General features: G+C 66.8%; 4 protein-coding genes. 2 read left to right on the forward strand and 2 right to left on the reverse strand.

The window, feature by feature from the left end:
* Both ACIQ36_RS19100 and ACIQ36_RS19105 read left to right on the forward strand, forming a co-directional pair.
* Positions 1-984: divergent polysaccharide deacetylase family protein (locus tag ACIQ36_RS19100; protein WP_395832314.1), on the forward strand; the 984-nt coding region annotated here is incomplete at its 5' end.
* A complete protein-coding gene (locus ACIQ36_RS19105; RefSeq protein ID WP_395832316.1) occupies positions 981-1,475 on the forward strand; it encodes an RNA pyrophosphohydrolase in 495 nt (164 codons plus the stop codon). The genes ACIQ36_RS19100 and ACIQ36_RS19105, both read left to right, overlap by 4 nt.
* A 14-nt stretch (positions 1,476-1,489) precedes the next feature.
* On the opposite strand, the gene ACIQ36_RS19110 is transcribed toward ACIQ36_RS19105, so the two are convergent.
* Together ACIQ36_RS19110 and ACIQ36_RS19115 are read right to left on the reverse strand one after the other, a co-directional pair.
* On the reverse strand, positions 1,490-2,215 hold the full coding sequence (locus tag ACIQ36_RS19110) for an energy transducer TonB (protein WP_395832319.1): 726 nt from the start codon (positions 2,213-2,215) through the stop codon (positions 1,490-1,492).
* A partial coding sequence (locus tag ACIQ36_RS19115; RefSeq protein WP_395832321.1) for an ATP-binding protein occupies positions 2,212-3,804 on the reverse strand: 1,593 nt, incomplete at its 5' end. The genes ACIQ36_RS19110 and ACIQ36_RS19115, both read right to left, overlap by 4 nt.

Below are 3,804 nucleotides of genomic sequence, written 5' to 3' on the forward strand. Positions count from 1 at the left end.
CAGCCGACCCCGACCGCGCAAACCGCCCCGGCGGTCGCGCCCTCCAGCCCGGTTGCCGCTAAGCCTCCGGTGGTCGCGGCCAAGCCCGACCCCGCGCCGGTGTTCCAATCACCGACGGTTATTCCGCCGCCCGAGCGGTTGGCGCTGCCTGGACAGCCGCTGGCGGCTGTCGAACCCGGTTTGCTGCGTGATAGCCCCTATGGCCCGATCCCGCGCCTGTCTGCCGACCGCAAACGCGCCCCCTGGCAGGTCTATGCCGCGCCGTTCGACGCCCCGGACGCCAAACCGCGCCTGTCCGTGGTCGTGACCGGCCTTGGCCTTGCGCGCGATGTGACGGAGCGGGCGATTGCCACCCTGCCGCCGCAAATTTCCTTAAGCTTTAGCCCCTATGCGGCGGAAACGCCGAACGCGGTGGCCGCCGCCCGCCAGCGCGGGCACGAGGCTTTGCTCGATCTGGCCTTGGAGCCGGAGAGCTACCCGCGCATCGATCCGGGTCCTGCAACCCTGGTCGGGGCCTATTCCGGTGCCGATAATGTTGCCCGGCTCGATTGGGTTCTCGCCCGCGCGCAAGGCACCATCGGCGTTGTCGCCCAATACGGCCCCTCTTTCGGCGCCAGCGCTATGGCGATGGCCCCGATAGCCCAGGCTTTGCGGGAACGCGGACTGATGTATGTGGATAATCAGGCCAGCGAGCATCCGGCGATGATGCGTTTGTCGCGCGATTTTGCCGTGCCCTGGGCGTTTGCCAATGCCGCCTTCGACCCCGGTAGCGCCGACGAGGCGGCAACCCTGGTGGCAACTCTGCATCAACTTGAAAAAGCCTCCACCGTTCAGCGCGCCATGTTGGCGCTGGTTCCTGTCAGCCCGGTTGCGATCCAAACGATTGCCGCTTGGGCTAAAACGGTTGAGCCGCGCGGCTTTGCCCTCGCCCCCGTCACCGGCATCGCCAGCCGTCAGGACGAGCGGGACGTAGGCCGGAAATGACCGCAACGCGCGAGGTTAACGGCGTCCGCTATCGGCTCGGCGTTGGGCTGATGCTGGTGAATAGCGCCGGGCGAATTTTCGTTGGCGAGCGCGACGATACGCCGGGCGCGTGGCAAATGCCGCAAGGCGGGATCGACGACGGGGAAGACCCGCGCGAGGCCGCCCTGCGCGAGCTTGGCGAGGAAATCGGCACGAGCGCCGCCACGATCGTCGCCGAAAGCGCCGACTGGTTGCGCTATGACTTCCCCGATTTTCTGGCCGGAAAAGCCTTTAAGGGCAAATACGCCGGACAGATGCAAAAATGGTATCTGCTGCGGTTTGACGGCGAGGATAGTGATATTCGCCTGGATGCCCACGAACAGGAGTTCGTGCAATGGCGCTGGGCCACGCCCGACGAAGTGCTTGCCGCCATCGTGCCGTTCAAGCGCGGCCTATATGCGGCGATTTTGGCAGAATTTGCGCCCCATCTGCAGCGGATCGCAGGCGCTTAGACAGCGGCTATCGTTTAATCGATCAGCCGAAACGGCACATCGACTTCCGCCCATCCGGGAACCGGCTGCCCGTCTTTTTCGGCGGGGTAAAGCGTCCAGCCTTGGGCTGCCGTCACCGCTGCCTGATCAAGCGGGCGGTGCCCGGAGCTTTTAAGAACGCTTACCTCCAGCACGCGGCCGGCGGGGCTCACCAAAAGCTTTAAACGCACCACGCCTTCAATCTCATCGCGCAGGGCTTGCGCCGGATAGCTTGGCGGGGCGCGGTCGCGGAAGCGGGTCGTGCTGATCTGAACGGGGTCGGCGGGGGCGGGCGTTGCCGTGGCAATTTCGGTTGGCGTCCCCGGCGCGGCTGGGGTTGCGGTTTCGGTCGGCGCTGTGAGGGGGGCGAGTGTTTGACCCAGCGGAGCGGCGGGCTTGGTTGGCCGGGGGGAGGGTTTCGGACGAGGCGGCGGCGGGACGGTCGCGGCGGTTTGCGTCGGGCGCGGCGGCTCTGGCGGGTTTGTGTCCGCGCGTAAGGGCGCAGGCATTTCGGCTGGTGCGGGATCGGCGACAGCCTGGGGCGGCGTCACTGTCAGCAGCGCGACGGTCAGGGCGGGCGGAACGGTGGCGGGGGCGCTTGGCCGAGTTCCCGCAGCATTCACCAGCGCCGCGAGAACCGCCCCATGCAGCAAACACGAGCCGATCACGCCGAGCGGGCCAAGGCCGCGCGCGAGGCGACTTGCGGGCAAAGCGGGGATCATAGGCCAACGTCCGGGGTGATACTGGCGCCGCCCAGCGCCGTCTGTTCCCATGCCTCCAGGGCAAGCAGTCCCTCCCGGTGGACGGCCCGCAGAATCGGAAGATTGGTGCGATCTTGCGGATCGGCCTCCAGCGCGCGGGCGAGGGCGCGGAGGCGGGCGAAACCATAGTTTCCAGCAGCCCCAGCAAGCTTATGGGCGGCGTCGGCGCGCGCATCGGCATTGAGCGCGTCGGTCAGGTCGCTAAGATAGCGCTCCAGCACATTGCGGCAGACGGCGAGAAGGCGACGCGTTTCATCCTCGCCCAAGGCATCCCAAAGCTCGTTCAGTGGCTGCGGGTCGAGCAGCGGCGGGCCGGTGTCGGCGGGAGCCGGGAGATTGGGTTGCGGCTCGCTGCGCCAGGCGGCGGGCATGCCCGCGCCCTCCTGATCCCACAGCATTTCCCCGGAGGAAATCATCGCAAGCGCCCGGTCCAGCCGGGCGGAATCGATGGGCTTTCCTAAGACGCCGGACATGCCCGCGCGCCGACAGGCGGCAAAAATATCGGGCATCAGATTGGCGGTGACGGCCAAAATCGGCAACGGCTCGGCCCGTTCGGTGGCGCGGGCGAGCAGGCGGCGCGACACCTCATACCCGTCCATCCCCGGCAAGCGCAGATCGACGAGCACGGCATCGACCCGGTGGCTTTCGAAGGCGGTCAGCGCCTCCGGCCCATCTTTGGCGATGACGACGCGGTGGCCCGAGCGGCGCAGCAGGCCGGAGAGCACCTGCCGGTTAACCTCCTCATCCTCGACCAACAGCACCACCAAGGCGGGCGCACTGCGCGGGCGGCTGGCGGGACGGGCGGCGGGCGCTACGGTTGGAATGGCAAAGCCAAGATCGATCCAAAAGCGGCTACCGGTGCCGAGCTGGCTTTCGACCCCCATGCGCCCGCCCATGCCCTCGACCAGCCGTTTCCCGATGGCGAGCCCCAGGCCCGACCCGCCGAAGCGCCGGGCGGTGCCGCTTTCCACCTGATAGAAGGCGTCGAACAGGCGCGGCAGCGCGTCGGGCGGAATGCCGATACCGGTATCTTCCACCATGAAGCGCAGAATAATCTGCTCGTGCGCCGATTCTTGCACGGGGGCGCGGGTCACGGTCAGGCGCACCGCCCCGCGCGGGGTAAATTTCACCGCATTGCCCAGCAGGTTGAACAGCACCTGCCGCAGCCGCGCCGGATCGCCGCGCAAATGCGGCGGCAAGTCCGGCTCCAAGGTGAGATCGATCCGCAACCCCTTGGCTTCCGCCGTCACCCGCGTGAGATCGACCAAGCCGCGCAGCAAGGTGCTGAGGTTAAAGTCGCGGTTATCGAAACTTACATGCCCGGCTTCGATGCGCGAAATATCCAAAAGATCGTCCAGCAAGACCGAGAGCATTTCGCCCGACTGGCGAATGGTCGATACATAGGCGCGGGCGGTGGCGGAAAGCTGTTCGGCTTCCAGCAATTCCGTGAGCCCAATGATGCCGTTCATCGGCGTGCGCAACTCGTGGCTCATCACCGCCAGAAACTCGGTCTTGGCGTAGGTTGCGGCTTCGGCCTGATCTTTTGCGGA

Origin of the sequence: Elstera sp. (genome assembly GCF_044372965.1) — a bacterium.
GTDB lineage: Bacteria > Pseudomonadota > Alphaproteobacteria > Elsterales > Elsteraceae > Elstera.

Coding starts and splice junctions, on each gene's coding strand:
- ACIQ36_RS19110 (WP_395832319.1), bottom strand. CDS start 2,215: ATGATCCCCGCTTTGCCCGCAAGTCGCCTCGCGCGCGGCCTTGGCCCG.
- ACIQ36_RS19105 (WP_395832316.1), top strand. CDS start 981: ATGACCGCAACGCGCGAGGTTAACGGCGTCCGCTATCGGCTCGGCGTT.